Source organism: Methylobacterium sp. Leaf108, assembly GCF_001423265.1.
GTDB lineage: Bacteria > Pseudomonadota > Alphaproteobacteria > Rhizobiales > Beijerinckiaceae > Methylobacterium.
In genome coordinates this window covers 1-26,446 of sequence record NZ_LMND01000031.1, presented here as the reverse complement: position 1 = coordinate 26,446, position 26,446 = coordinate 1, and the positions used below count along the sequence as shown (strand labels likewise).

22 protein-coding genes are annotated in these 26,446 nt (G+C 70.3%); 5 read left to right on the top strand and 17 right to left on the bottom strand.

Features of this window, described 5'->3' with window-relative positions; translation table 11 throughout:
• Positions 1 to 207: 207 nt before the first annotated feature.
• The 4 genes from ASF39_RS14820 to argC all read right to left on the bottom strand — a co-directional run bounded on the left by ASF39_RS14820 (position 208) and on the right by argC (position 4,371).
• Entirely contained in the window at positions 208 to 1,398 is a 1,191-nt protein-coding gene (locus ASF39_RS14820; protein WP_056285276.1) for an MFS transporter, read from the bottom strand.
• Positions 1,399 to 1,613: 215 nt separating this feature from the next.
• Positions 1,614 to 2,141, bottom strand: coding sequence for a MucR family transcriptional regulator (locus tag ASF39_RS14815; protein ID WP_055885068.1), 528 nt, complete (start codon positions 2,139 to 2,141; stop codon positions 1,614 to 1,616).
• A 713-nt stretch (positions 2,142 to 2,854) separates the two neighbouring features.
• Positions 2,855 to 3,325: a nuclear transport factor 2 family protein gene (locus ASF39_RS14810; RefSeq protein WP_056285273.1), complete on the bottom strand. Its 471-nt coding sequence runs from the start codon at positions 3,323 to 3,325 to the stop codon at positions 2,855 to 2,857.
• A 110-nt stretch (positions 3,326 to 3,435) separates the two neighbouring features.
• Complete coding sequence (gene argC, locus ASF39_RS14805; RefSeq protein ID WP_056285270.1) at positions 3,436 to 4,371, bottom strand: N-acetyl-gamma-glutamyl-phosphate reductase; 936 nt, start codon at positions 4,369 to 4,371, stop codon at positions 3,436 to 3,438.
• Between the two features lie 196 nt (positions 4,372 to 4,567).
• Between argC and ASF39_RS14800 the strand changes: the two genes are divergently transcribed.
• Together ASF39_RS14800 and ASF39_RS14795 are read left to right on the top strand one after the other, a co-directional pair.
• Complete coding sequence (locus tag ASF39_RS14800; protein WP_056285268.1) at positions 4,568 to 5,068, top strand: hypothetical protein; 501 nt, start codon at positions 4,568 to 4,570, stop codon at positions 5,066 to 5,068.
• A gap of 141 nt (positions 5,069 to 5,209) precedes the next feature.
• Entirely contained in the window at positions 5,210 to 6,271 is a 1,062-nt protein-coding gene (locus ASF39_RS14795; RefSeq protein ID WP_056285263.1) for an SDR family oxidoreductase, read from the top strand.
• A 25-nt stretch (positions 6,272 to 6,296) separates the two neighbouring features.
• Here ASF39_RS14795 and ASF39_RS14790 read toward each other — a convergent pair whose 3' ends face one another.
• The 7 genes from ASF39_RS14790 to ASF39_RS14760 form a co-directional block, all read right to left on the bottom strand.
• Entirely contained in the window at positions 6,297 to 8,387 is a 2,091-nt protein-coding gene (locus tag ASF39_RS14790; RefSeq protein ID WP_056285261.1) for a prolyl oligopeptidase family serine peptidase, read from the bottom strand.
• 70 nt (positions 8,388 to 8,457) lie between these two features.
• Positions 8,458 to 9,204: an SOS response-associated peptidase gene (locus tag ASF39_RS14785; RefSeq protein WP_056285258.1), complete on the bottom strand. Its 747-nt coding sequence runs from the start codon at positions 9,202 to 9,204 to the stop codon at positions 8,458 to 8,460.
• A gap of 56 nt (positions 9,205 to 9,260) precedes the next feature.
• Entirely contained in the window at positions 9,261 to 10,265 is a 1,005-nt protein-coding gene (locus ASF39_RS14780; RefSeq protein WP_056285255.1) for a magnesium transporter CorA family protein, read from the bottom strand.
• Positions 10,266 to 10,278: 13 nt separating this feature from the next.
• On the bottom strand, positions 10,279 to 11,133 hold the full coding sequence (locus ASF39_RS14775; RefSeq protein WP_056285252.1) for an NAD(P)-dependent oxidoreductase: 855 nt from the start codon (positions 11,131 to 11,133) through the stop codon (positions 10,279 to 10,281).
• A 204-nt stretch (positions 11,134 to 11,337) separates the two neighbouring features.
• Complete coding sequence (locus ASF39_RS14770) at positions 11,338 to 12,192, bottom strand: SDR family NAD(P)-dependent oxidoreductase (protein ID WP_056285249.1); 855 nt, start codon at positions 12,190 to 12,192, stop codon at positions 11,338 to 11,340.
• Positions 12,189 to 12,953, bottom strand: a complete 765-nt coding sequence (locus ASF39_RS14765) for an enoyl-CoA hydratase-related protein (protein ID WP_056285247.1) — start codon at positions 12,951 to 12,953, stop codon at positions 12,189 to 12,191. The genes ASF39_RS14770 and ASF39_RS14765 overlap by 4 nt, the downstream gene beginning before the upstream one ends.
• 61 nt (positions 12,954 to 13,014) lie before the next feature.
• Complete coding sequence (locus tag ASF39_RS14760; RefSeq protein ID WP_056285244.1) at positions 13,015 to 14,778, bottom strand: acyl-CoA dehydrogenase; 1,764 nt, start codon at positions 14,776 to 14,778, stop codon at positions 13,015 to 13,017.
• A 136-nt stretch (positions 14,779 to 14,914) separates the two neighbouring features.
• On the opposite strand from ASF39_RS14760, the gene ASF39_RS14755 reads away from it, so the two are divergent.
• Positions 14,915 to 15,922 (top strand): L-threonylcarbamoyladenylate synthase, encoded by a 1,008-nt coding sequence (locus tag ASF39_RS14755; protein WP_056285241.1) that lies wholly within the window; start codon positions 14,915 to 14,917, stop codon positions 15,920 to 15,922.
• 156 nt (positions 15,923 to 16,078) lie between these two features.
• Here the strand turns inward: ASF39_RS14755 and wrbA are convergent, their stop codons facing one another.
• Positions 16,079 to 16,678, bottom strand: coding sequence for an NAD(P)H:quinone oxidoreductase (wrbA, locus tag ASF39_RS14750; RefSeq protein WP_056285238.1), 600 nt, complete (start codon positions 16,676 to 16,678; stop codon positions 16,079 to 16,081).
• A gap of 179 nt (positions 16,679 to 16,857) precedes the next feature.
• Between wrbA and ASF39_RS14745 the strand changes: the two genes are divergently transcribed.
• Positions 16,858 to 17,736, top strand: a complete 879-nt coding sequence (locus ASF39_RS14745) for a LysR family transcriptional regulator (RefSeq protein WP_056285236.1) — start codon at positions 16,858 to 16,860, stop codon at positions 17,734 to 17,736.
• Here the strand turns inward: ASF39_RS14745 and greA are convergent.
• The 4 genes from greA to ASF39_RS21920 form a co-directional block, all read right to left on the bottom strand.
• The gene (gene greA / locus ASF39_RS14740; protein WP_055885025.1) at positions 17,720 to 18,181 is read right to left on the bottom strand and encodes a transcription elongation factor GreA; all 462 of its coding nucleotides are present in this window, start codon (positions 18,179 to 18,181) and stop codon (positions 17,720 to 17,722) included. The two genes, ASF39_RS14745 and greA, sit on opposite strands and share 17 nt — an antisense overlap.
• Before the next feature lie 57 nt (positions 18,182 to 18,238).
• Entirely contained in the window at positions 18,239 to 19,228 is a 990-nt protein-coding gene (locus ASF39_RS14735; protein WP_056285233.1) for an MDR family oxidoreductase, read from the bottom strand.
• A gap of 100 nt (positions 19,229 to 19,328) precedes the next feature.
• A complete protein-coding gene (locus ASF39_RS14730; RefSeq protein ID WP_244472427.1) occupies positions 19,329 to 20,027 on the bottom strand; it encodes a hypothetical protein in 699 nt (232 codons plus the stop codon).
• A 446-nt stretch (positions 20,028 to 20,473) separates the two neighbouring features.
• Positions 20,474 to 21,913, bottom strand: a complete 1,440-nt coding sequence (locus tag ASF39_RS21920; protein ID WP_200938231.1) for a TylF/MycF/NovP-related O-methyltransferase — start codon at positions 21,911 to 21,913, stop codon at positions 20,474 to 20,476.
• Here ASF39_RS21920 and ASF39_RS14720 point away from each other — a divergent pair.
• The gene (locus ASF39_RS14720; RefSeq protein WP_244472426.1) at positions 21,873 to 24,431 is read left to right on the top strand and encodes a fused MFS/spermidine synthase; all 2,559 of its coding nucleotides are present in this window, start codon (positions 21,873 to 21,875) and stop codon (positions 24,429 to 24,431) included. The genes ASF39_RS21920 and ASF39_RS14720 overlap by 41 nt on opposite strands.
• Before the next feature lie 243 nt (positions 24,432 to 24,674).
• Here ASF39_RS14720 and ASF39_RS14715 read toward each other — a convergent pair whose 3' ends face one another.
• A complete protein-coding gene (locus tag ASF39_RS14715; RefSeq protein WP_056285224.1) occupies positions 24,675 to 26,321 on the bottom strand; it encodes an ISL3 family transposase in 1,647 nt (548 codons plus the stop codon).
• Positions 26,322 to 26,446 lie beyond the last annotated feature (125 nt).

Sequence of the window (26,446 nt, the reverse complement as noted above, 5' to 3'; positions counted from 1 at the left end):
CTCGATCTCGATGAGGGTGCGGCGGGACGATGGGGTCTTCGAGGCAATAGGGACAAGGGGACGTGAGGGTCTAGGGACGAGGGAGTTGACCGGCGTCGCGCGTCGTTCAGGAGACGCCGGGCCGGGAGGATGCGTTCCGGCCGGGCGATCCCGCGCCGCCTTGCCCCCGTCGCTTGCACGATCCGGGCCTGTCGGATCGGCGGGGGATCATCCCCGCGCCGCCGGCGCGGCGTCGAAGGCGCCCTCGCCGTCCGGTGACGCGACGCCGACGCGACCCGAGAGGGTGAGGGCGAGGGCCGCCGCGGCGACCGCGGCGCCGATCCACGGCAGCGTCCCGTAGCCGAATCCCAGGCTCAGCGCGGCTCCGCCCAGGGCCGCCCCGGCGGCGTTGCCGAGGTTGAACGCCCCCTGGTTGAGGGTGGAGGCGAGGTTGGGGGCGTCGCTGGCCGCCTCCACCACCCAGATCTGCAGCGGCGAGACCAGGGCGAACACCAGCGCGCCCCAGAGCGGCAGGGTCATCACCGCCGGCCATGCCGCCCGGCTGGTGAAGGCGAACAGCACCAGCACCGCCACCAGCCCGGCAAAGCCGCCCACGATGGTGGCCGACATCCGCCTGTCGGCCAGGCGCCCGCCGGCGAGGTTGCCCAGCGTCAGTCCGATCCCGAAGATCAACAGGGCCCCGGTCACCTCCCCCGGCGTCAGGCCGCTCCGGCTGCGCAGCAGCGGTGTGATGTAGGTGAAGACGCAAAACAGGCTGACCGAGGCCAGCACGCTCACCAGCATCGGCCGCAGCACCTCCCAGCGCCGCAGGGAGCGGAACTCCCCGGCGAGGCCGCCGAAGGACCCCGGAAGGCCGGAGGGTACCGATGCCGCAATGGCGGCGGCCGCGGCGAGGCCGATGCCGAAGACCGCCCAGAAGGTCGAGCGCCAGCCCATCGCCTGTCCGAGCGCGGTGCCGAAGGGAACGCCGAGCACGTTGGCGAGGGTGAGGCCGGTGAACATCAGCGCCACGGCCTGGGTGCGCTGGTGGCGCGGCACCAGGTTGGAGGCCACCACCGCGCCGATGCCGAAGAAGGCGCCGTGCGCGAAGGCCGTGACGACCCGCGCCAGCATCAGCAGCCCGTAGGTCGGAGCCACGGCGCAGCCGAGGTTGCCCACGAGGAAGATCGCCATCAGGGCGAGGAGCGCGGTCTTGCGCGGCAGGCGTGCCGTGGCGATCGCCACGATCGGTGCGCCCACCGCCACGCCGAGCGCATAGCCGGAGACCAGGAGGCCCGCCTGGGGAACGCTCACCGCGAAGCTCTCCGCCACCTCGGGCAGCAGGCCCATGATGACGAATTCGGTGGTGCCGATGGCGAAGGAGGCCCCCGAGAGGGCGAGGAGCGGACGGGACAGCATGGACGCCTCAGCCGGTGGCGCCGCGCTTCAGCGACGCCGGACATTCATGTTGCAACGCAGCATGAATGGCGAGGCTCCCTGCCGTAACCCTTTCGTGATGGCGGCGCCCCGCACCGCCTCGGTGCGAGCCGGAGCCGCAAGACACGTCGATGCCCGCCCGACGGCTGTCGGGCGGGCATCGACGGTGGCCGCCCTGTCGGGTCGGGCGGTACGGATCAGGCGGCGGCCTGGGCTTTACGCGATACGCGGCGCTTCTTCTCGGGGACGATGTCCATGGCCGGCGCGGCCTCGGACGCAGCGGGCTCGACCAGGATCGCCTTGGGCAGGCTCTTGCGACGCTGCTGGCCGAGGCCGAGGGCGCGGGCGAGTTCCGACCGCTGCTCGGAATAGGCCGCCGACGTCATCGGGTAGTCGGGCGGCAGGCCCCACTTCACGCGGTACTGCTCGGGCGTGAGGCCGCGCAGGGTCAGGTGGCGACGCAGGGTCTTGTACTGTTTTCCGTCCTCGAAACTGATCAGATATTCGTTCGAGACGGACCGGCGAATTTCCGGGGGCGTCGCCTTGGGCGGGCCGGCCTCGACGGCCGGGGCGCCGATGCCGCTGACGCTGCGGATGGCGTCATGAACATCGCTGAGGAGCTTCGGCAGCTCCGCGCTCTGGACGTGGTTGTTGCTGACATACGCGGAGACGATGTCGGCCGTCAGAGTGATGAGGCGGCTGCCGTCGCTGTCGATGCTGATCATGATGATGGTACCATTAACGTGTCGGATCTACGATATCTCGCACCGTAAGCTCAGTTCGAGATGTTAGCAAGTTGTAATGACCATCGGACAGAAGTTTTCCGTGGTTGCTTGGGTTTGAGAGCAGGATTTTGGCGATCGAGCCTGCGGCAGTTCGGTCGATCACGCAGTGGTTGCCGTGATGGTCCGAGTGCATCTGGTCGTAAGCGGTCGTCCCGGAGGTTCGAAGCGAGCGAAATCGACGTAAGACCGATTCGGAATGGTTGTGCACAAGCAGATCCGGTCCGGTGCGGGGACGGAAAACGGCCATCGTCCCCGCAGGTCGGGCCGCGTGTCGCGGCTCGCCGCCACGCGCGCCGCGCCCGCCGCGAGCGGATGTCGTGCGGCCGTCGCGGACGGCGTTCCAGCCGCGTGCCGTGCGATGCTGACCCCTCGGGAGATCCATCACGTTCGGGTGATTCGACCGGGCCGGCAATCACATAGGAGGACTTTGGCGCGCGTGTCCGACGACCGGACACAAAGGGGGCGGCCCGGTCGTCCGAGGCTCCGGCAGCCTGCCCGGGCACGCCGGCCGCGCACGATATCCTCGGGCGAGATGCGTGGCAGAGCCCAAGCATCTCGCCCGGCGTTACTCACAGAGAGCAGGTTCTAGTCAGGGTCCGGCCGCGGCTTTATCGAACCCGGCTCCGGGCGCCGCCCGCGCCGGCGGGGCCGCCCTACAGCCCGAGGTCGGACAAACCGGGGTGATCGCTCGGGCGAGGACCGTGCTCCCAATGGAACTTGCGCTCAGCGTCGCGGATGGCGACGTCGTTGATGCTGGCCTCGCGGCGGCGCATCAGTCCGGCCTCGGTGAACTCCCACTGCTCGTTGCCGTGCGAGCGGAACCATTGCCCGGCCTCGTCGTGCCACTCGTAGGCGAAGCGCGCCGCGATTCGGTTCTCGTGGAAGGCCCAGACCTCCTTGATCAGGCGGTACGCGTGTTCCCGCCGCCATTTGGCCGTGAGGAACGCGACGATGGCCTCGCGCCCGCTCAGGAACTCCGAGCGGTTCCGCCACCAGGAGTCGGTCGTATAGGCGAGGGACACCCGCTCGGGGTCGCGGGTGTTCCAGGCGTCCTCGGCGCCGCGTGCCTTCTTGGCGGCGGTCTCGGCGGTGAAGGGCGGCAGCGGCGGGCGTGTCTCGGACATCGTTGGCGTCGTCTCCCCGGATACGGTGGTCGAGCGTGACCCTTCGACGGGTGCGGCGTCAATCCGCGATCCCGTGACGGCGAAGCGGCATCCGAGACGAAGCGGATCGGTCAGTCGAGGCCGAGCATCAATCCGAGGTTCTGCACGGCCGCGCCCGAGGCGCCCTTCCCGAGATTGTCGAGGCGGGCGACGAGGAGGGCCTGGCGGGCGCCCTCGGAGCCGAACACCCGCAGCTCCAGCCGGTCGGTGTCGTTGAGGGCTTCCGGCTCGATGCGGTCGGTGCCCGCGGTCGGGATCACGCTCACGAGGTCGCAGCCGTCGTAATACGCGGCGAGCGCGGCCTCGATCGCGGCCACGCTCGGGTGCCCGGGCAGGGTGTCGAGGTGGAGGGGCACGCTCACCAGCATGCCCTGGCGGAAGTCGCCCACCGAGGGGATGAAGATCGGGCGGCGGGTCAGCAGGCTGTAGGCCTGGGTCTCGGGCAGGTGCTTGTGGTCGAGGCCGAGCCCGTAGAGCAGGAACGGCGCACCCTTGCCCGCCTCGTAGTTCTCGATCATCGATTTGCCGCCGCCGCTGTAGCCGCTGACCGCGTTGATGCTGAGCGCGTGGTCGGACGGGATCAGCCCCGCCTCCACCAGCGGCCGGATCAGCCCGATGGCGCCGGTGGGATAGCAACCGGGATTGGCCACGCGGCGCGCGGCGCGGATGACGTCGGCTTGGGCCTTGTGGAGTTCGGCGAACCCATAGGCCCAATCGGGGTCGACCCGGTGCGCGGTGCTCGCATCGAGGAGGCGGGGGCCGCCGCCGGGCATGGTGTCGGCGAGCGCCACCGTCTCGCGGGCGGCCTCGTCGGGCAGGCACAGGACGACGAGGTCGACCGCCTCCATCAGGGCGCGCTTGACGGCGACGTCCTTGCGGCTCTCGTGCGGGATGCTTTTGAGGGCGACGCGCCCGTCCCGCTCCAGCCGCTCGCGGATGCCGAGGCCGGTGGTGCCCGCCTCGCCGTCGATGAAGACCGTGGGTGTGCCGCTGCGGGTCGCGCTCATGAGGAAACGTCCTGGGTTTGGCGAAGGAAAGCGCCGACGCCGGGCGTGAGGCGCCACGTGATGGCGGCCAGCTTCCCTGTCAACATGCCGCCTTGGGACAACTCTTCGACATCCTGATGACGGTGCCGTGTCCACAGGGCCCGGCGGAACGGCGCGTCGCGGTCGGCGGTTGTCAGCGGGTGAGACGAGGCGCGACATGTCGACGACAGCTGAGAAGTCGGACCCTAAGCTCTGGGAGAAGGTCAAGGACGAGGTGACCGCCTCGTCCAAGGGCGGCAAGCCCGGGCAATGGTCTGCACGCAAGGCCCAGGCCGCGACCAAGGCCTACAAGGAGGCCGGCGGCGGCTACGAGGGCGCGAAGACGAAGGACAACAGCCTCAAGCAATGGTCCGACGAGGAGTGGGACACCAAGTCGGGCGAGAAGAGCGGCGAGACCGGCGAGCGCTACCTGCCCAAGGCCGCCCGCGAGGCGGTCTCCGACAAGGACTACGCCCGCTCCACCGCCAAGAAGCGCGCCGATACGGCCAAGGGCAAGCAGTTCTCCAAGCAGCCGGACGATGTCGCCAAGACCGCCGCCGCGGCGCGGAAAGGCGAAGCGACGAAGGCCGAGCTTCTGAAGACGGCCCGGGCCAAGAACATCCCCGGTCGCTCGACGATGTCGAAGGACCAGCTGGCCAACGCCCTGGCGGACGCCTGAGTGCATCTCACGCAACTCCCCATCGCCGGGAGTTCGCCTCCGGCTCGCGACGGCGAGGCGGGAGTTTCGTGAGAGACACCGAGCCGCCGGCCCTTCCCCCAAAAGTGTCGGCCCGAGCGGCCGGGAAAGTCGCAAGATCCCATGACGAAATCGGCATTGATCGTCGGCGTGAGCGGCATCGTCGGCTCGGCCGCCGCGGCCCTGTTGGCCTCGGAGGGTTGGGAGGTGGCGGGCCTGGCCCGGCGAGCGGTCGCGCAGGACGGCGTCGCCGCCGTCACCGCCGATCTCGAGGATCGGGCCTCCCTCGACAGGGCATTGGCCGGGCTTTCGCCCGACCTCGTCGTCCTCTCCACCTGGATGCGCCGCCCGACCGAGGCCGAGATGGTCCGCGTCAACGGCGATGCCGTGCGCGACCTTCTCGCGGCCTTGGCGCCCGCCGGCAGCGTCCGCCACGTCGCCCTGGTGACGGGGCTCAAGCACTATCTCGGTCCGTTCGAGGCCTACGGCAGCGGCACCCTGCCGCCGACGCCGTTCCGGGAAGACCAGGACCGCCTCGACCTGGCGAACTTCTACTACGCGCAGGAGGATGCGCTGTTCGAGGCCGCAGCGCGCGACGGCTTTGCCTGGAGCGTCCACCGCCCGCACACGATCATCGGCAAGGCGGTGGGCAACGCCATGAACATGGGCACGACGCTGGCCGTCTACGCCAGCCTGTGCCGGGAGACCGGTCGGCCGTTCGTGTTTCCGGGTTCGGCCGTGCAATGGAACGGGCTCACCGACATGACCGACGCCTCGGTCCTGGCGCGCCAGATCCTGTGGGCCGCGACCACGCCGGCCGCCGCCGACGAGGCCTTCAACGTCGTCAACGGCGACGTCTTCCGCTGGAGCTGGATGTGGGGGCGCATCGCCGAGTGGTTCGGGCTGACGCCGGCACCCTTCGACGGGACGGTGCGACCGCTGACCGAGCAGATGGCGCAGGACGCTCCGATCTGGGCCGAGGTCGCCCGCCGCCATGGGCTGGCGGAGGCGGACCTGAGCCGCCTCGCCTCGCCATGGCACACCGATGGCGACCTCGGCCGCCCGGTCGAGGTGGTCACCGACATGAGCAAGAGCCGGCGCCTCGGCTTTAGCGCCTACGAGGCCACCGACGAGGCGTTCTTCGCGCTCTTCGCACGGCTGCGCGCGGACAGGCTCATCCCCTGACCCGAGACGGCCGGCCGGGTCTCCCTCAGGCGGCCCCCGGCTCCCAGCCGATCGAGCGGCGCAGGAACGCCATGCCGAGGGCGAGGAAGCTCGCCGTCTCGGCGTTGTCCTTGCCGTAGCCGTGGCCGCCGGCGGCGGGCTCGTAGAAGGCCGGATCGTAGCCCATCGCCCGCAGCTTCTGGGCCATCTTGCGGGCGTGGCCGGGATGGACCCGGTCGTCGCGACGGGTGGTGGCAATGAGGATCGGCGGGTAGGGCCGGCCGGGCTCGGCCGTGTGGTAGGCCGAGATCGCGCCGAGGAAGCTCCAGTCGTCCGGATCGTCGGGATCGCCGTATTCGGCGATCCAGCTGGCGCCGGCCAGGAGCTTGGCGTAGCGGCGCATGTCGATGAGCGGGATGGTGCAGAACAGGGCCCCGAACCGTTCGGGGTGGCGGGTGAGCATGTTGGCGATGAGCAGGCCGCCGTTGGAGCCGCCCTGCGCCGCGATCCGCCCCGGCCGCGTGACGCCGCGGGCGACGAGGTCGGCGGCGACCGCCGCGAAATCCTCGTGCGCCAGGGCCTTGCCCTCGCGCCGCCCGGCCTGGTGCCAGCGGGTGCCGAACTCGCCGCCGCCGCGGATGTTGGCCACCACCCCGGTGCCGCCCTTCTCCAGCCAGAGCTTGCCCAGCACCGCCTGGTAGGTCGGCAGCAGCGAGACCTGGAATCCGCCGTAGGCGGAGAGATGCACCGGCGCCTGCCCGGTCCGTTCCTCGGGCCCGACCTGGACGTAGGGGATGCGGGTTCCGTCCACCGAGACGGCCTCGTGGCGGGTGACGCGCAGGCCGGAGGTGTCGAAGGCGGCCGGCGTGGTGCGCAGGACCGTGGGCGCCGACAGGTCCGGGGCGATCGACAGCAGGGTCGGCGGGGTCAGCGGGTCCTGCGCCATCGCCAGCAGTGACCCGTCCGACTCGCTCGGCTCCGCGTCGAGGGGCCAGACCGAGACGCTGCCGATCGAGGGCAGGCCGGGCAGGTGACGGCAGGTCCAGGCGCCCCCGACCCATTCGTGGACGGTGTAGCCGGGGCGCAGGTCGTCGAGGGCGTCGACGATCAGGCGCTCTCCCGCCCAGGACATGCCCTGCAGCGCCCGCCGCTCGGAGGGCTGCCAGAGCACGGTGAAACCCCGGTCGCCGTCGAGAAAGTCGGAGAGCCCGATGGCCAGCACGGTGTCGGGCGCGAAGGTGCGGTCGCCGGGCGTCCACTCCGTGCGGGTGCGCACGGCCAGACGATCGCCCTGCAGCGCCACCTCCGCATCGGTGGGCAGGTCCAGCCGAACCGTCGGCCCGGTGCGGTCGCCGAGATGGACGTAGCCGTCGAAGAAGCCGGTGCGCTCGGCGAAGACCACGCGCTCGGCCGACCCTCCGTGCTCGACGCCGCCCCACAGGCCCATGTTCTCCTGTGCGGTCTCGAACAGGATCGGCGCGGCGAGGGGGTCGGTGCCCCGCGCCCACAGGCGCACCGTGCGGGCATACCCTGCGCGCGTGGCCATGCCCTCGCCCAGCGCGCTCGACAGGATCAGGGTGTCGCGGTCGAGCCAGTCGCACGAGCCCTTGGCCTCGGGCAGGACGAAGCCGTCTACCACGAAGCTGCGGCTCTCCAGGTCGAACTCGCGGATGACGACGGCGTCGCCGCCGCCACGGCTGAGCTTCACCAGGGCGCGGTCGTGGCTGCCGGTGACGACGGTGGCGCCCGCCCAGACCCAGTCGATGCCCTCCGCCGCGGCCAGGGCGTCGAGGTCGATCAAGACCTCCCAGGCCGGCGTTCCGGCCCGGTAGCCGGCCTCGTCGGTGCGCCGCCACAGGCCGAGCGGGTGTTCGGCGTCGCGCCAGAGGTTGTAGAGGAGGCCGCCGCGGCGAGCGACGAGGGGAATCCTGTCGGGTCGGTCGAGGATCGCCAGGGCGGCTCGGGCGTCGGCGGCCATGGTCGCATCGGAGACCCGCGCCAGGGTCTCGGCGTTGCGGGCCTCGACCCAGGCGATCGCCTCCGGGCCCTCGATCGCCTCGAGCCAGAGATGGGGATCGTCGTCGGGGTCCTGGCGAGTGGGACGCGGGTCGATCGACGGCGGTGCGGGGTTTGTCATCGGCGTGGAGCCTAGGCGATCCCGGCCGCCCTGGCGACGGGCCGGGTCGCCGCTCCCTCGCGCGTGGACCTCAGAACAGGCTGCCCTGGCCGGCGTCGCCGGAGCGCGGGGCCGTCGGGGTCGCGACGAAGGCCGGCGTTGCGCCGGTCGGCGCGATCAGGTCCGCGTCGTCGTTGCGCGCGTCGTTGACCCGAGGCCCCACCGGCTCCATCCGCAGCCACGCCTCCGGGCAGGGGCGGCACAGGGCGGCGGCCGGCCCCGAATCGACGCCCCGGACGTCGAGCCAGGGCGCGATCGCCGCCTCGCCCAGGATCGCTGGCATGCGCTCGTGGATCGCCGCCAGCACGCCGTTGGCCACCGTGGTGACGATCGCCGCGGTATCGACCTCGGAACCGTCGGCCCCTGCCCAGGTCTCCCACAGGCCGGCCAGCGCCATCGGCGCCCCGTCGACCCTGGTGATCTTGAAGGGCGTGCGCGTGGCCGTCCGGCCCGCGCCCTCGCGGCGCCATTCGAAGAACCCGTCGGCCAGGAACACGCAGCGGCGATGGCGCAGGGCGCCGCGGAACGAGGCCTTCTCGGCCATGGTCTCGCTGCGGGCGTTGATGAGGAGGGGAAAGTCGCGCGGGTCCTTCAGCCAGCCCGGCCAGAATCCCCAGCGCATCAGCCGGAAGCGCCGCTCCGCGCCCTCGCACACCACCACCGGCACCGGCTGGGTCGGCGCCACGTTGTAGCGCGGCGGAAAGTTCGGCTGCTCGGGGTAGCCGAGGTAGGCCCGGAACACCTCCGGCGCCTGGGCGATGAAGAAGCGGCCGCACACGACGAGGCGTCCCTCCGATCAGTCGCGGGCGAACGGACCCGAGCCGTTCCGTCCGCTCACAACCACTTCTTCCAGCGGAACAGCACGTAGGGCAGCACCGCGGCCACCACCATCATCGCCACCGCCATCGGATAGCCGAAGCCCCATTCGAGCTCCGGCATCGCCTTGAAGTTCATGCCGTAGACCGAGGCGATCAGGGTCGGCGGCATGAACACCACCGCCATGACCGAGAACAGCTTGATGATGTTGTTCTGTTCCAGGTTCACGAGGCCCAAGGTCGCGTCGAGGAGGAACTGGATCTTCGAGGACAGGAAGGTGGCGTGCTCCTCCAGCGACTGCAGGTCGCGCAGGGTCGAGCGCACGTCCTCGCGCAGTTCGCGCGGGGCCTTGGCGGTGCGGTAGGTCGCCGAGAGGGCGAGCAGGATGCGCTCCATCGAGACGAGGCTCTCGCGCTGCTTCGAGATGAGGTCGCCGTGGCGCCCCAGCGCCCGCAGGGTGTCCTGCAGCGCGGTGTTGCGCGCGGACGGGTCGGCCTTCTCCTCGAAGATCTTGCCCGAGAGCCGGTCGATGCGCTCGCCCTGGAGCTGGAGCACGTCCGCCGCCCGGTCGATCACGGTCTCGATCAGCCCGGCGAGGATGGTCTCGCCGGAGGTGGCGGTGGAGGGGCCGTTGCCCGTCGCCCGTCCCGCCCGCTGGGTGTACATCCGGAACGCCTGCGGCTCCTCGTAGCGCACGGTGACGAGGCGCGCGCCCTTGAGGATGAAGGTGATGCCGGCCAGTCCCGGCTCCTCCGAACTGTCGACCTTGCTCAGCACCCGTCCGGTCATGTAGCGGGCGCCGTCCTCGACGTAGAGGAGTTCCGAGGGCTCGATGTCCTTCATCTCCTCGCGCGTCGGCACCGAGATCCCGACGAAGGCCTCGACCTTGAGGTCTTCCTCCCGGGTCGGGCGGACCATGTCGAGCCAGACGGTGTCGTCGGGGATCGGGTCCTGAAGGTCGAGGGCGCGGCGCTCGAGCAGCATGTGCCCGGCGCCGGCGATGGGCTGGTGGATGAAGATCACGGCGCTCTAGATCTCAGGCGAAGGCCCCTTCGGGCGGTACGCTCGCATCCGGCACGAAGAAGTCCGGCGCAAGAGGGATGCCGGGTGTGACCCGGTATTGTGTGAAGTCCGTGACACCCTGCTCCGCCAGGAAGCTGTCGTCGATGAGGAAGCGGCCGGTCACCTCCCGCGACGGCTTGAGGAACAGGGCGTGGGCGGCGTCCGCGACGATCTGCGGCGTGCGGCTCGCCTGCATCAGGGCGTCGCCGCCGAGCAGGTTCTTCACGGCGGCCGTGGCGATGGTGGTGCGCGGCCACAGGGCGTTCACGGCGATGCCCGGCTTGCGCAACTCGCCGGCGAGCCCGAGCACGCACAGGGACATCCCGAACTTCGCCATGGTGTAGGCGAGATGCGGCGCGAACCATTTCTCGGCCATGTCGAGGGGCGGCGACAGCATCAGGATGTGCGGGTTGGCGGCCTTCTCGAGATGCGGGATCGCGTATTTCGAGACCATGTAGGTGCCGCGCGTGTTGATCTGATGCATCAGGTCGAAGCGCTTCATCTCGGTCTGCGGCGTGCGCGTCAGCGAGATCGCGCTGGCGTTGTTCACCACGATGTCGATGCCGCCGAAGGTTTCCGCCGTCCGGGCGATGGCCGTCGCGACGCTGCCCTCGTCGCGCACGTCCACCAGGAGCGGCAGCGCCCGGCCCCCCGCCGCCTCGATCTCGGCCGCCGCCGTATGGATGGTGCCCTCGAGCTTCGGGTGCGGCGTGTCGGTCTTGGCGGCCACCGCGACGTTGGCCCCGTCGCGGGCCGCCCGCAGCGCGATGGCGAGCCCGATGCCCCGCGAGGCACCGGTGATGAACAGGGTCTTGCCGTGGAGGGACATCGTGGGGCCTTTCTTGGTGGGGCGAATGGCGAATGGCGAATGGCGAATGGCGAATAGTGAGTAGCGAATAGTGGGTGTTGGTTGTGTTCGATATCGTTTTACATAAACTCGCTACTCGCGCTACTCGCTACTCGCTACTCGCTACTCGCTACTCGCTACTCGCTACTCGCTACTCGCTACTCGCTACTCGCTACTCGCTACTCGCTACTCGCTAGATCCCACCCGGAACCGCCCCGGCCGGGTGCCGTCGGCGTCGGTGAATCCGTAGGTGGCGGCGAGGTCCCCGGCGTGGAGGATGCGTCCGGCCTGCGCCGCCACGGCCGGGTCGGCGGCCAGGGCCGCCAGGGCGCGGCCGGCGTAGAGCGGGCTTTCGGTGGCGCGGTCGGCATGGCCGATGTCGATGGCGCGCTCGGTGCGCACGAAGCCCGGCGACAGGCCGAGCGCGGTGACGCCGTAGGGGTTGAGTTCCTGGGCGCAGGCGAAGGCCAGCCGGTTGGTGGCGGCCTTGGCCAGGTCGTAGTGGATGTCCCCGAGGTAGCCGGGCGCGGTGTCGAACGACACGAAGGCGATCAGGCCCTGCCTCGCCGAGACCATGGCCGGCGCCACCGCCCGGGCGAGCAGCAGGGCCGGATAGGGGCCGCTGCCGAAACCTTGCGAGAACGGCTCGGCCGAGCGGCGCCAGAACGGGGTGCCCCATTCGGCGCCGTCGGCGTAGCGCTCGCCGTCGTAGCCCTCGTTGCCGCCCCAGACGCTGGAGACGGCGACGTCGATGCGTCCGAACCGGCGCAGGGTCCAATGCACCAGGGTGTCGACGGCGCGCTCGCTGGTATGGTCGCACAGGTAGTGGTGGCCGTGGCCCCCGGCGGCGTCGACCTCGCGAGCGGTGTCCTCGACGAACTCGCCGCGACCCTCGGTGCGCTGCCCGGTCTCGCTGGAGCGGGCGGTGACGACCACCGTGGCGCCGGCCTCGCCCAGCGCCCGCGCGATGCCGCGCCCGACCCCGCGCGAGGCGCCCGCGACGAGGCAGATTTTTCGTGACAGATCGGGCGGCGCGGTCACGACCGGGCCGGCTTGGATTTGGTGAGGAAGCTCATGAACGCCGCCTGCGCCTCGGGCGTCCGCAGTCGCGCCTCGAAGGCGACCGCCTCCGCCTCCAGGGCCGCCTCGACGGCCGCCTGGTCGCCGCGGATCAGGTGCCGCGAGGCCCGCACCGCTCCGCGTGGCAGCGCGGCGAGGGCGGCGGCCTTGGCGAGCGCATGGTCGAGCAGCATCGCGCTCGGGACGATCGCGTTGAGGAGGCCGAGGCGCAGGGCCTCGTCGGCGTCGAAGGGCTCCGACAGCAGCAGCAGTTCGGTCGCCTTGAGGAGGCCGATCCGGCGCGGCAGCAGGTAGGAGGAGGCCGCCTCCGGCACCAGCCCGAGTTCCACGAACGGCATCCGGAAGCGGGCGGCCGGGCTCGCGTAGACGAGGTCGCAATGCAGGGTCAGGGTCGTGCCGATCCCCACCGCGATCCCGTCCACCGCCGCCACCATCGGGGTCGTGGTGCGGGCCAGCTGCCGGATGAACCGGAGCGCCGGCGCCTCGGTGAAGGGTTTGGCCGCGCCCGCCACGAAGTCGGCGATGTCGTTGCCGGCGGTGAACATCCCGGGCTCGCCGGCGAAGACGATCGCGCCGACGTCGTCCGACGCTTCCGCCCGTTCGAGGGCGTCGCGCATGGCGTCGTACATCGCGCCGGTGAGCGCGTTCTTCTTCTCAGGCCGGGCGAGGCGGATCAGGCGCACGCCCGTGGCCATGTCGTCGATGATGACGTGGTCGCTCATGGTCGGGTCCCGGTCGTTTGTCCTCGCGTGCATCCCCTCCCCCGGGGGGAGTTCGTGCGGTTCAACCCGCCAGCGCCAGCTCTGCATCCTGCGTGAAGCCGCCCCCGTCGATGACGCTCTCCTCCAGCCCGCCGGCCGCGGTCAGCAGGTTCTCGCAGAAGAACCGCGCCAGACTGACGCGGGCGGCATGGGCCGGGTCGGTCTCGCCCGCGCGCAGGGCGGCGCTCGACGCCAGCGCCGCCTTGGCGAGGCAGGCGCCGCCCTGGGCCAGCCCGAACAGGCGCAGGTAGGGCGTCGCTCCGGCGAGCGCGTCGTCGGGACGGTTCGAGCCGAGCGCCTTGGCCTGGAAGCTCGTCGCCCGGTCGAGGCTCTCGATGCCGGCCCGCAGGCGCGCGGCGGTGTGGCCGAAGGCCGGCGAGGCGTCCTTCTGCACGCCCTCGGCGATCCGGCGCATTCCGGCGATCTGCGCCCGCACCGTGGCGCCGCCGGCCAGCGGCAGCTTGCGGGCCACGAGGTCGATCGCCTGGATGCCGTTGGTGCCCTCGTAGATGGCCAGGATGCGCGCGTCGCGCATGTGCTGGGCGGCCCCGGTCTCCTCCACGAAGCCCATGCCGCCGTGGACCTGGACGCCGAGCGAGGTCACCTCGTTGGCGATGTCGGTGGAGAAGGCCTTGGCCACCGGCGTCAGCAGCGAGGCCCTGTCGGCCGCCGCCTGGCCCTCCGCCCCCCTGGCCGCGTCGAGCGCCTGCGCGGTGAGGTAGCAGATGCCGCGCGCGGCCGCCGTAGAGGCCTTCATGGTGAGCAGCATGCGTTGCACGTCGGCGTGTTCGACGATCGGGCTCGCCTGCGTCGCACCGGGGGCGCGGCCCTGGCGCCGGTCGCGGGCATAGGCCAGCGCCTGCCGGTAGGACCGCTCCGCGACGCCGACCCCCTGCAGCCCGACGTTGAGGCGGGCCGAGTTCATCATCGTGAACATGCAGGCGAGCCCCCGGTTCTCCTCGCCGATCAGCCAGCCGGTGGCGCCGCCGTGGTCGCCGAAGGCCATGGAGCAGGTCGGCGAACCGTGGATGCCGAGCTTGTGCTCGATGCCCGAGCAGCGCAGGTCGTTGTGGCTCCCGTCCGGCAGCACCTTGGGGACCAGGAACAGCGAGATGCCGCGGGTGCCGGCCGGCGCGTCCCTGAGGCGGGCGAGCACCAGGTGGACGATGTTGTCGGTGAGGTCGTGCTCGCCGTAGGTGATGTAGATCTTGGAGCCGGTGATCCGGTAGCTGCCGTCGCCCGCCGCCTCGGCCCTGGCGCGCAGGAGGGACAGGTCCGAGCCCGCCTGCGGCTCGGTCAGGTTCATGGTGGCGGTCCATTCGCCCGAGACGAGCCTGCCGAGGTAGCGCTCCTTGAGCGCGTCCGAGCCGTGCCGGGCCAGGGCCTCGATGCCGCCGGCGGTCAAGAGGGGGCACAGGCCGAACGCGATGCTGGCCGCGTTCCACATCTCAGTGCAGGCGGCGTTGAGGAGGAGCGGCAGGCCCTGTCCGCCGTGATCGGCCTCCGCCGAGAGGCCGTTCCAGCCGCCCTCCGTCCAGGTCCGGTAGGCCTCGCGCCAGCCCGGCGGCGTCGTGATCGACCCCTCCGCCAGCGGGGTGCCGTGGCGGTCGCCCACCGTGTTGAGCGGTGCGATCACCGCATCGGCGACGCGGGCCGCCTCCTGCAGGATCGCCTCGGCGTCCTCCGCCGTCAGCTCCCCGTAGAGCCCCGACGCGATGCCCTCGTCGAGCCCCGCCACATGGCGCAGGGTGAAGGCCATCTCGGCCACCGGCGTGCGATAGGACATCCCGACACTCCTCCGGCACCGTCTTATGGCGGTGCTTACGTCCCGGCGAGCCGGGGACCGTTTGACGCGCGGATCGGCGCGACGCACATCCATACGTCCGCCGCCTCCGGTCGTCACGACGAGAGATAGTTTATATATGAACGATCTCGGGTCAATCCCCGATCCGGCGGACCACGGGCCGACCCTTCGGCTCGCCGCCGACCGGGACGGGCTGGCGCGGGGGGCGCGGCTGCTGGCGGCGGGGCGCCTCGTCGCCTTCCCCACCGAGACGGTCTACGGCCTCGGGGCCGACGCCACCGATCCGCGCGCGGTGGCCGCGATCTATGCCGCCAAGGCGCGGCCGCGCTTCAACCCGCTCATCGCGCATGTGGCGGGCCTCGAAGCCGCCCTGCGCGAAGGCCGGTTCGACGAGACGGCCCTGGCCCTGGCGCGGGCGTTCTGGCCCGGCCCGCTGACCCTGGTGGTGCCGGCCGCGGCCGGGGCGACGGTCTGCGATCTCGCCCGCGCCGGCCTGCCCAGCGTCGCGTTGCGCGTACCCGGCTCGGGGATCGCGCGCGATCTCCTCGCCGCGGTCGGCCGTCCGGTCGCCGCCCCCTCCGCCAACCGCTCGGGCCGGGTCAGCCCGACCAGCGCCGCCGACGTCCTGGCCGACCTCGACGGGCGTATCGCGGCGGTGATCGACGGCGGCGCGGCGGCGGTGGGGGTCGAATCGACGGTGGTGGCCTGCCTCGGCGGGCCGCCCCGCCTGTTGCGGCCGGGCGGCGTCACCCGCGAGGACGTCGCGCGGGTGCTCGGCCTCGCCCTCGAGGGGCGCGAGGACGATCCTGACGCACCGCTGTCGCCGGGGCTGCTGGCCTCGCACTACGCGCCCCGCGCGCAGGTTCGGCTGGAAGCGCGATCGCTGCAGCCGGGCGAGGCCGTGCTGCTGTTCGGCCCGAACCGTCCCGCCGGCCTGTCCGCGGCCGTGGCCTCGGTGAACCTCAGTCCGTCGGGCGACCTCGCCGAAGCGGCCGCCGGATTGTTCGCGGCCCTGCGCCGGCTCGACGCCTCGCATGCCGCCGTCATCGCGGTGGCGCCGATCCCGCACGCGGGCCTGGGCGAAGCCATCAACGACCGCCTCGCACGGGCCGCCGCCCCCCGCTGAAATTTTTGCCGCGAGCGTTGCAACCCTTCCGGGCTTCGCCCGTTATCCCTGCACGAAGGCCAGTTCAGCCCCCAATGGCCTTTCTTCCTTCCAGGCTCGGAGCAATCCGAGCCTTTTTTGTTGCCCGGCTTCCAACGAAGCCGGGCGCCTCGACCGTCAGCCCGCGAGCTTGGCCGCGATGCCGGCCACGTGGCGACCCTGGAAGCGGGCGCCGTCGAGTTCGACCGGGCTGGGCTGGCGCGAGCCGTCGCCGTCGGCGATCGTGGTGGCGCCGTAGGGCGAACCGCCCTTGACGGCTTCGACGCCGTTCTGACCCTGGAACGCATAGGGCAGCCCGACGACGACCATGCCGTGGTGCAGGAGCACCGTGTGGAAGCTCGTCAGCGTCGTCTCCTGGCCGCCGTGCTGCGACGCCGTGGAGGTGAACACCGAGCCGACCTTGCCCACGAGCTTGCCCTGGGCCCAGAGGCCGCCGGTCTGGTCGAGGAACTGCTTCATCTGCGCGGCCATGTTGCCGAACCGGGTCGGCGTGCCGAAGACGATCGCGTCGTAATCGGCCAGTTCGTCCACGGTGGCGATGGGCGCGGCCTGGTCGAGCTTGTAGTGGAACTGCTTGGCGACCTCCTCGGGCACCAACTCGGGCACGCGCTTCACCGAGACCTCGGCGCCCGCCTCGCGTGCGCCCTCGGCCACGGCCTGCGCCATCTGCTCGACATGGCCCCAGGACGAATAATACAGCACCAGAACCTTCGCCATCACGCTCTCCGTCCATCGTCTCGTCGAGGCCGCGCGACGACGCGGGCCTCTTCCACGGTCCGATATCGCCCGCTGCGGGCCTTGCGAAAATACCCTCTCCTGCAAAGGTTCGTTTGCGTGCGTGCAAGACCGGCCGCCGCTGACGGGGATGACGGCTCATGGGGTTGGCGATCACGGGAATGGCGTGGGACGATTTTCGCCTGGTGAAGGCGGTGGCCGATCGCGGCGGGCTGACGCGGGCGGCCGAGGATCTGGGCATCAACCATTCCACCGCGTTCCGCCGCCTCGCCGCCATCGAGGCGCAGACCGGGACCCGCCTGTTCGAGCGCCACCGGGGCGGCTACGTGGCGACCCCGGCCGGCATCGCGATGATCGAGGCGGCCGGTCGGATGGAGGCGCAGGTCGCACGATTCCAGCGCGAATCTGCGGGACGCTCCCTGGAGCCGGCGGGCGAACTGCGGATCACCGCCCCGGCGGGTCTCGTCGCCAACACCCTGATGCCGCTCCTCGGTCGCTTCGCCGAACGGTATCCGCTGATCTGCCTCGACCTCGTCGTGTCGGAGGAGGCGTTGAACCTGTCCCGACGCGACGCCGACGTGGCGATCCGCGCCAGCGACGAGCCGCCGGCGACCCTGGTCGGACGCCGCCTCGCCACCATCCAATGGGCGGTCTACGGGCGCTCCGACCGCATCTGGCCGCCGCTGTCGGAATGCGTGTGGGTCTGTCCGAGCGAAGCGGTGGCCGGCGGCCGGTTCACCCGGTTCCTGGCCGGACGGGCGACGTCCGGGCGCTTGGGCATGCGCATCAATACGGTGCTCGGCCTGCGCGAGGCGATCGAGGCCGGCATCGGCGTCGGACCCCTACCCTGTTGGGATGCGGATGCCAGCCCGACGCTCATTCGCCTGTCGGAGACGGTGCCGGAACTGACCGCCGGTCTCTGGCTCCTCACCCACCCCGACCTGAGGCACGCCGGGAGGGTGCGCGCCTTCATGGACTTCATGGCCGAGGCCTTCGTCGGCCTCAGGCTCGCCATCGAGGGCCTCAGCCGACCGCGGTGATCTCGACCTCGTGGCCGTTGACCTCGACCGTGTCGCCCACCGTCTTGCCGGTGAGCGCCTTGGCCATGGGCGAGACGTAGGCGATCGAGCCCTGCGCCGGGTCGGCCTCGTCCTCTCCGACGATGCGGTAGCTCTGCTTGGTGCCGTCCTCGCGTTCGATCTCGACGCGCGAACCGAAGCGGACCTCGTCGCTCGGCGTCGGCGCGACGAGTTCAGCGGTGCCGAGCCGCGCCGTCCAATAGTGGAGGTCGCGGGTGATGCGGGCGGTGTCGGCCTTATCGTCGGGACCCAGCGCCGCGAAATCGGCTTGGTGACGGGCCACCTCCGCCTCGATCTGCGCGAGGCCTTCGGGCGTGACGAAGTTGGTGTGGGGGGAGATGGGGCGGTCGGGGAGATCCTCGAAGGCTTCCCCGCCCTCCGGCTCTCGAACGAATGCTTGGCTCATGAGGCCAGCAATGCGCCCTCGCGACGATCGGTTCCCGGCAACGCCCGCTTTTTCCCTTTAGCCGACGGTCACGAGAGTGCGCCCCCGGGTGCGTCCGGCCAGGATGTCCTCGGCGAGGCCGCCGACATCGGCCAGCGCCACCTGCGTCGTCATGCTGGCGAGCGTATCGAGGTCGAGGTCGCGGGCGAGGCGGGCCCAGGCCTCGCGGCGCTTGGGCTGGGGAGTGGTCACGCTGTTGATGCCCAGCAGCGAGACCCCGCGCAGGATGAACGGCGCTACCGAAGTCGGCAGGTCCATCCCCTGCGCCAACCCGCAGGCGGCCACCGCCCCGTCCGCCTTGGTGGCCGCGAGGACGTTGGCCAGGGTCGTCGAGCCGACCGCATCGACGGCCGCCGCCCAGCGCTCCTTGGCGAGCGGCTTGCCGGGCGCGGCGAGTTCGGCGCGGTCGATCACCTGCGCCGCCCCGAGGCCGGTGAGATAGGCCGATTCCGCTTCGACCCGCCCGGTCGAGGCGATCACGTGCCAACCGGCGCGGGCGAGGAGCGCCACCGCCACCGACCCGACGCCGCCCGAGGCGCCGGTCACCACCGCCGGACCGTCGGCGGGGGTCAGCCCGTGGCGCTCGATCGCCATCAGGCACAGCATCGCGGTGTAGCCGGCCGTACCGATCGCCATGGCCTGGGCGGGGGTGAGGCCCTCGGGCAGCGGCACCAGCCAGTCGCCCTTGACGCGCGCCTTCTCGGCATAGGCGCCCAGATGCGTCTCGCCGACCCCCCAGCCCGTGAGCACCACCGCATCGCCGGGGCGGTATTCGGGATGCTCCGAGGTCTCGACGATGCCGGAGAAATCGATGCCCGGGATCATGGGAAAGCGCCGCACCACCGGGGAGCGGCCGGTCATCGCCAGACCGTCCTTGTAGTTCAGGGTCGAATGGGTGACGCGGACGGTGACGTCGCCTTCCATCAGGTCGGAATCGAGGAAGTCGCCGTAGCGCAGGGACTGGCCGCCCTCGCCCTTCTCGACGATCCACGCCTTGAACTGACCCATGCGAAGTCCCTCCCTGTCACCCGGGGAGGTGTGGCGCACCGCCGCTGAATCAAGGCGGCCCCCGGACGGGGGCCGCGCAGGAAGGCGCCGGGACGGACGCTCAGTAACCGTCGTAGATGCTGCCGGTGGAGAATCCGAGGGCGACGCCGACGTCGGCCGAGCTCGCCCCGGTCATGCCGACCGCGTCCGGAATGGAGCCGACGCCGAGGTCGGCCCGCGGACCGTAGGCGCCGTAGCCGGCCCCCCGGTGGCCGTAGCCGCGGTGGCGCGGGCGTCCGTACTCCGCGCCGCGGTAGCCGACGGCGCGATGGCCGCCGTAGCCCGCGCCGTAGCCCGGGCCGATGCCCGCATAGGCCGGAGCACCGAAGCCGCCGGCATCGGGGGCCGGCACCCATCCGGCCCGCGCCGGCTCGACGAGGACGCGGCGCTGGACGCTGGCGTATTCGGCGGGGATGGTCTCGGGGATAGATTGGGCCGGTTGCACCAGCACCCGGCGGTGGCGGGTGGTGTACTGCGGCGGCACGTCGACCCAGCAACCGACGAGGCTGCCGTAGGCGTCGCGGCTGGTCTGCCAGACGCGCCCGCCAGCGGACACCAGCACCTGCTCGGACACCGTCTCGTAGATCGGCGGGGTGGTGCGGTAGACGGTCTCGGCCGGGCGTACGAGCACCCGTTCGGAGACCGCGCCGTAGACCGGCGGGGTCGAGACGTGCCGGTAGCATTCGGCGCCGGCGCATCCGGCCTGGGCCGCCGACGTGACGAGGGCGGCGCCCACCAGGGCGGCGAGGGCTGACGACATGGAAGTGACCGGCGCGGCCATGATGGAATCCCCGAGCTGAAACGCGATAACGACAAGACTGCGGCGCTGATCGGCGCATCTCTTGACGAACCAGAAGCAATCAAGTTGCCTCCGACGCAAGCTCTATTGAAAACGAAGGTAAAATTAACCATCGATGCAGACTACGTAAATCATGGGATTGTCAGTTAAGAGATCTCCTTTTGGGACTCGTTGCTCTACGGGAGCACGCCGCGCGTTATCGGCAAGGGTCGCTGCGCGCTATCGGCAAGGGTCGCCGTCGCGCGACCTGGCGGGTCGCGGTCGCTTCGCAGGCGTCGGTGGACCGCTGCGGGACATCCGCGTCGCATTCCATCCGCGCGTGGATCGCCCGCCGATGCCGGAGCTTCGGCCGCTTCGTTATGCCCGCAGGGGTGGGTCGGCGGCGGCGGTGCTCCGCGAGCGGCTCGCTAGCGGGCCGCGCTGATCGCCGTGGCCGCCGGGAAGCCGATGGTGTGGATGGTCACGCGCGACAGGCCGGCTTCCACCGGCAAGGTCCAGAAATCGGCGCCGAACTCGGTGTGGACGACGAAATCGTCGCCCGTCTCCGCCGGATTGCCGTGATAGCTCTTGGGCAGACCGGCTCGACCCCGCGACAGCCGGCCTACGATGACCGGCACGGTGTAGCAGATCGCGCCGCCCGGCTTCAGGACCCGGGCACATTCCCGCAGCGCATGCGCCGGGTTCTCGATGTGCTCGAGCGTGTCCGAGTGGACGACGAGATCGAAGCTTTCGTCGGGGTAAGGGAGGGCGTGCATGTCGACCTCGGGATAGGCGCCGAAGGTGTAGCCCGGCATCTTGCGAAGGTATTGGCTCAATCCTCCCGCTTCGTTGAGCTCCAGGATCCGGATGCGCGAGGCGGCCCTGGAGGCGACGAACTCCCTCAATGTCTCCTGCGTGCCGAGGGTCGCCACGATCGCCTTGGCCAGCGCGATCGACCGAAGGTTCGCGCCGCAGTCGGCGCAGCATTCGCCCTGCTGCCGATTGACGTAATGCGTCTCGTGTTCCGACAGCTGCCACTCGTCGATCAGCGCGTCCCACAGGACGGGCCGGACAGGCCGGAAGCGATCGCTGCCGCAGGCGAAGCACCAGGGCGCGTCTGTCTTGGACGACGGTCGTTCCAGGCGTCTCGGCGGCGCAACCTGCGAGGCCGACTCCGGCTTGATCATCAGGCCCTGACCGGTGGGCAGCGATGCGATGGTGATGTTCTTGGCGGCCGCGAAGGCATCCATCGCGATCTTCTGGGTGCGATAGCCGTAGTACGCGTAATCATCGAGGAGGATCGGCGCTCCGGGTACGATCCTGTCCCAGAAGTATTCGAGGGCGGCGACTTCGGGAGGCGAGCAATTCATGTCGATGTGGATGAAGGCGATCGTCTCCGGCGTCGCCTGGGGCAGCGTTTCGGGTATGGCGCCCTCGATGATCCTGACGTTTCGCCAATCTGCGAAATTCGCATGCGCGAGTTGCGATCCGGTGACGAGAAATCCCGCGTCGCGCTCGCGCTGGGTGCGCTCCAGGACGCCGCTCCTCCGTTCTTCGTCGGAGACATAGCGCGGATCGACGCCGGTGAACGTGTCCATCAGGTAGAACGTGCGGCCGGTCGTGTCCCAATCCAGCATCTGCATGATGGCGGAGCTGAGGAACCCGCGGTTCACGCCGCATTCGACGAAATCACCCTGGAGGTTCGACGCGTGGCGCGCGGCCCACAGGCCGATGTGGACCCGCCAGTACCACTTGTAGTCCTGTCCCGCCGCCTGGACCCCGCGGGCGTAAGCGCCCTTGAAGTCCGCATCGTCCAGGAATTCGTGGTTGTGGATCGTCCTGAGACCATCGAAGTCATATGCGGTCATCGTCGATCGTCACCTGCGAGGCGGTCCGGACACGGCCGAGGGTGGATGGCCCTCCCAGGGGTGTCAACGCCGTCCGGCGCGACGACGTGCGAAGGAACGCGCCCCTGACCGCGACCCCCGACCCGATGCGGACCGGAGCGGTTCTCGGGATGCGTGTCTCCCGACTTCCGCTCGCGTCGCGAGCGCGACACCAAGATTTAACGGCGGCTCGGTAATCGAGGGCGGGAGGACGGAGCGAATTTGGCCGATGACGACGCTGACGGTTAAGGCTGGGCCCGTCCGATCCGGCCCCTCGGCCCGCCTCGCCGCGTTCCTCGGCCTCTACACAGCGACGATCTTTCTCTCGGCCTTGCTGCTGTTCGGCATCCAGCCGATGTTCACGAAGATGGTGCTGCCCGTCCTCGGTGGCTCGCCGTCGGTGTGGTCCGTCGCGATGGTGGTGTTCCAGGCGCTGCTGCTCCTCGGGTACGCCTATGCGCACGCCCTCGTCCGGTACTGTCCCCTACGGATCGCCGCCGCGGTCCATGTCCTCGTGATGGTCGGCGCGTTTGCGGCACTGCCCATTCAATTGGCTGCCGGATGGGGAAAGCCGCCGGCAGACGGAGAGGCCGTTTGGCTCCTGGGCCTGTTCCTGGCCTCCGTGGGACTGCCGTTCTTCGCGCTTTCGGCCAACGGACCACTCCTGCAGGCCTGGTTCGCCCGGTCGGGCCATCCGCAGGCCGAAGACCCCTACTTCCTGTATGGCGCGTCGAACATCGGCTCGTTCCTGGCCCTGATCGCATATCCGCTTGCGGTCGAACCGTTCGTTTCCCTGCAGGATCAGAGCCGAGCCTGGACCTTCGGCTTCGCGGGCCTGGCGGCCGTCATCGCTCTCTGCGCCACGACGGCAACGCGCATGGCCGCAGGCACGGACCGGAGCGCGCGGATACCTTTGCTCGCGACCACGCCGGCGAACGCAGGAGCTTTGTGGCGCGAGCGCCTCGCCTGGGTGGCCCTCGCCTTCGTGCCCTCCGGGCTTCTGGTGGCGGTGACGGCGCATATCTCCACCGACGTCGCGGCGGCGCCCCTCCTATGGGTGGTGCCGCTCGCCTTGTTCCTGCTGACCTTCGTCCTGGCGTTCCGCGACCGGATGGCTCCGTCCCAACTCGTGCTGTCCGGCCTGCAGGTGATCGGGACCGCGTTGGCGCTGTTTCCGATGATCTCCGCGACGTCCCTGTTCGTCGGGCTGGCACTCCATCTCGGCCTGTTCTTCGTCAACGCCATGATCTGTCACGGGGCGCTCTACCAAGGCCGGCCTGCGGCCGGGCGGCTGACGGAGTTCTACCTCTGCCTGTCGTTCGGCGGCATGCTGGGCGGCATCTTCTGCGCCCTCGTCGCACCGCGCCTCTTCTCCACGGTGCTGGAATATCCCATCCTCCTCGTGGTGGCGCTCGCCTGCAGGCCGGATCTGGCGGCACTGTCGCGGACGTCGCTGCGGGACGGCTGGCGGCGTATCGTGCTGGCGGCCACGCTCCTGGCGGCCGGGTCTGCCGTCACCGTCTCGATGCTGCCAGCCTCGGCGCTCGTCTTCGGCCTGCTGGCGTTGATCGCTCTGATGATCGCCCAGTGGCGCAAGCCGCTCGTGGTCGCTCTTGCCGGTCTGACCCTCGCCGTGAGCACCGCCCATCTCCAGAGGTCGGCGTCCGAGACCACGGCGTTCCGGTCGTTCTTCGGCATCCACAAACTGTCCATGTCGAGCGACGGCCGCTTCCGGATGCTCAACCATGGCACGACCCTGCACGGCGCCATGCGGGTGACCTCCGACGATGGAACCCCGTTTCTGGGCCGACCGGAGCCGGTGACCTACTACGGAATGGACGGCGCGATGGGCACGGCCATCGCGGCATCGCGAGCCAGCCACGGGGGCACGTTGGGAGCGGTCACGGTGGTGGGGCTGGGGGCAGGCAGCCTCGCCTGCCACGCGGTCCCCGGCGAGGCGTGGACTTTCCTGGAGATCGATCCCGAGGTCGTCCGCATCGCGAGTGACCCGACCCTGTTCCGCTTCCTCGGCTCCTGTGCCCCGCAAGCCCGGATCGTCGTCGGCGATGCCCGGCTGACCCTCGCGGAACAGACGGGGGCCAACGCCCTGATCGTGGTCGATGCGTTCTCGTCGGACGCGATCCCGAGCCACCTGCTGACCCGCGAAGCGCTCGGCCTCTATGTCTCGAAACTCGAACGGGATGGGGTGATCGTCATCCATATCTCCAACCACCATCTCGAGTTGCGTCACATCCTCGCTCGCGCAGCTGCCGACAGCGGATTGGTGACCTATGTCCGGGACGACTCGCGCAGGACGTTTTCCCAAAGCACCTTCATCGCTCCGAGCGTCGTCGTCGCGATGGCTCGCACGGACGGTGACCTGGAGGCTCTCCATCGGCGCGGCGACTGGACGAAGGTCATCCCCGACAACCGACGCACGCCCTGGAGTGACGATTTCAGCAACATCGTCGAAGCCATGGTCGACAAGGTTCGGCGCTGAACGGCGCGTCCTCTATGGACTTGAGGGTCGCCCGCGGGGCCTGTCTGCGATCGGGTCGAAGCGGGTCGAGTGTCGGAGAGGTCGGCACGGGCGGTTCAATTTCGATGTGTCCGTGAAAACGGTTCTCCCGCAGTTTGCGTGGATTACGCAGTGAGGAGGACACGTCGTCGGAGCAGGGGGAAGCCTGCGCGTCCGTACATCGTCCGCTTGAGCATTTTCNGGTTCTCCCGCAGTTTGCGTGGATTACGCAGTGAGGAGGACACGTCGTCGGAGCAGGGGGAAGCCTGCGCGTCCGTACATCGTCCGCTTGAGCATTTTCAGGCGGCTAATCTGACCCTCCGCCTGACCGTTGCTCCATGACGTCGTCAACGCGGCACGCACCGCCGCTCCGTCCCGCTCCAGACCAGCAGCGAACGTCTCGAGGGCCGGTATGCCACTGAGGCGCGCCGCGTCGAGCCAGAGGTCGAGTTCGCCGGCAGGATCCGAGGGCCGGCTGTCATCATCACAGCAAATCCGCACCAGAGCTGCGAACCGCTGCACCAATTCACCAAACCGGGCCGCCTCCGGATCCTGCTTGATCCGGCCAATAGCGGCGGTCGCATGGGGCAGTCGACCCTCGACGGGCTGGGTCAGGAACCAAGCCAGTTGCTTGGGAGACGGAAGAGGGATCGCATCGGTGATCGGTGGGGACGTCCGGACCAACCATTTGCGGGCGGTGCGCCGCGCCGGCCTCGTGCGACGCTCGGCAACGAAGCGGTGAACCTGCCGGTGCGTCCCGGCAAAGCCACGCTCGCGCAGCTCGCGCCAGAGCTCCATCGCGTTCTCGCACCCCTCGGTCATCCGCTGCTCCAGATGCGCAAGGTAGGGATCGAGGCGGCTGGGGCCGGGGCGACGTGCTGCGCGTTCCGGGAAGCTCTCGGCCTGGGCATACTTGCGCACCGTCCCGCGAGCGAGGCCCGTATGCCGAGCGATCGCCAGCAGGGTCTCACCGCCCTGAAAGCGCCGACGCACGTCCTCGTAGGCGGCCAGACGACGGGTACGGCTGTCGAGGCCCACGGCGATCTCGGCCTCACTCCGGCGGTAGGCGCGCAGACGCTGTCCGGGCCGTCGTGCCTCTCCGGCGGCAAGGCTCGGCAGACGTCGTAAGCGTCCATGGACGCGGCCGAGCCAGCGCTCCACGGCCTGGCGCAGGTTGAGGAGCAAATGCCAGCGGTCGGCGACTTGGAGAGCAGCGGGAGCGCCCATGGTGGCTGCGCGCGCGTATTCGGACGAGCGGTCGCGCGTGATGATCGCGATACCAGGATGGCGACGGAGCCACGCGGCGACGGTCGTGCTGGAGCGATCCGGCAGCAGGTCGATGGGACGTCGCCGGTCGAGATCGACAAGGAGCGTGCCGTAGGTCTGTCCCTTGCGGATCGCCCAGTCGTCGATTCCCACCGCCCGCAGCGGACCGATCGGCGGGAGCGTCATACCGTGGACGAGACGCAGCACCGTATCGGGACTCGTGGCCATGGCCAGATGTCCGGAGAGGCGAGCGCCGGCCTCACCACCCAATGAAAGGCCGACATGGGCCTGAGCTCGAGCGAGCCGACCGGTGCGTCGTGCGCGTGGCGGCAGAAGCCGCGGCAGCGATTCGACGAAGGTGCGCCGTCGGCAGGACGGATGGTGGCAGTAGAAGCGGCGCACCATGAGCCGCAGCCTCACGGCCTCGCCGAAACTTGGAAGATCGGCAGGATGCCGGACGTATCGGCTATGAACGGCAGAGCTTGGCGCGCTGCAGTCAGGACAGCGCCCACGCTCCCGACGAACGTGGGCGACGATAATGAGATGACCGGAGCGGCGGATGACTTGGTCGACGACGCAGCCCGGCAGGGATGACGATAGGATCATCCCCGGTGTGAATCAGTCCATCGACGCTGCGTCGCCGCGACCCTTCCACGCAAACTGCGGGAGAACCGTGAAAACAGGGGAGGGACGGCGGGCGGTGCGGGGGCCGGCGGCGGGGCCTGGACCGG